The organism is Streptomyces sp. NPDC005784 (assembly GCF_042871525.1).
Lineage (GTDB): Bacteria > Actinomycetota > Actinomycetes > Streptomycetales > Streptomycetaceae > Streptomyces.
Window position 1 is genome coordinate 1 of the sequence record NZ_JBIAIQ010000118.1, and the last position, 1599, is coordinate 1599.

At 69.4% G+C, this 1599-nt stretch carries 1 protein-coding gene; it reads right to left on the reverse strand.

Features of this window, described 5'->3' with window-relative positions; all coding sequences use genetic code 11:
- Positions 1 to 1535, reverse strand: a 1535-nt coding sequence (locus ACFYR3_RS45740; protein ID WP_389288360.1) for an ISL3 family transposase, incomplete at its 3' end; no start/stop codon positions are given.
- Between the last annotated feature and the right edge of the window lie 64 nt (positions 1536 to 1599).

Sequence of the window (1599 nt, forward strand, 5' to 3'; positions counted from 1 at the left end):
ATCTTGTTGTTGTGGCCTTCGACGGCGCCGGAGCTGTAGCGGAGGCTGAGCCCGGCGACGACGGCGTCGAGGTCCTGACCGAGGCCGTTGACGAAGCTGTGCAGGGCGGGCAGGTCGTCGGCCTGGACGCGCTCGATCCACTGGCCCAGGTGCTGGCCCTGGCGGTTGTTCATCAACTCGGCAAAGGCTCGCACGTGTTCAGCGGTCCGGGCGAGCTCGGGGCAGCGGGCGAGGATCTCCTTGAGCCGCTGGGTCTGATCATCGTCGAGACTGTCGGGGTGGCGCGTGAGCCAACCGGTCACGTCCCGGACGGACGGGTTCTTGCGGGGCGGATCGTCGTGCGGAAAGGCTTCACGGAGCCGCTGCACGTACTTCTTCACGACGCTCTCGCCGCCCGGGTAACCGCGCTCGCGGAGTTCCTCGAACAGGCGGCGGGCGACGGTGCAGCCTTCGGCCCACCGTTGATGCAGGTGGGGTTTGTAGGGATCGAGGATGCTGGTGCTGCCCGTCCACCGTCCGATCAGCAACTCGTCCGCAGTGTCCGCGTGGGCCAGGCGGCGAACGGTGTTGCGGGCCAGTCCAAGCCGGCCGGCGACGGCGCGCAGCCCAACTCCCTTCTCGAGCAGGGCGTGAACAGCCGCGTGCTGTTCACGCACACGGTCAGACAGCCGTCCCGACTGCCGCGGCCCGGGCCCGGAGCCGGCGTTCAGCTCGCCGGTCAGCAAAGGCGCAACGGCGCGAACGCGGTCGGTGTTCTCCGGCTCACGCAGTAGGGCACGGTGCTGGACGACCGCCTTCTCGACGGCCTCGGCGAGGTTCTTCCAGATGTGCCAGCGATCTGCGACATGGACCGCGTCCGGGGCGCCGAGCCGTCCCGCCTCGGCGTAGGCGACGGAGCGGTCCCGGCAGATCACCTCAACGCCGGGATGCTCGGCAAGCCACCGGGCGACCGTCGCGGTGGTCCGGTCAGACAGCAGATCGACCGGCTGCCGTGTCTCGATGTCCACCAAGATCGTGCCGTAGTTGTGTCCCTTGCGCAGCGCGAAATCGTCCACCCCGAGCACGCGTGGCGTGTGGATTTCGGGGTCGGGCAGGCGGCGTATCAGCCGCAGGAGAGTCGACCGGCTCACACCGGCCGCGAGCGCGTGCGTCAGGCGGGCGCCGGCACGGCCCGCCAGCATCACCGCCAGCCGCTCGAGTACCGCCTGCAGCCCAGCGCTTCGCCTCCCATGCCGGAAGGTCAGCCCGTTGACCTGCTCAGCGAAGGTCGCCTGCGAGCAGGCGCGTTGGCGGCAGCGGAACCGGCGGACCTGTAACTCGATCACCACGGGGCGCCCGCCGACCGCGCCGTCGGCGAGCCGGCGCACGTACCGGCTGTGCACCCGGGAAGACACCGCACCGCAGGCCGGGCAGCCAGCCCGCTCTGCCGATACGCGGGCCCGGACAACCACCAACTCGCCCTCGACCACGACTCTTTCGATCAGGACGCCATCGACCTGGTGGAACCACAGGTCCTGAAGGAGAACATCACCCATGGCCGTTCATGATCGCGGTCGTGGTGACCCTCCGTGGCTCCGGCACTGAAAGTGATCCAGAACC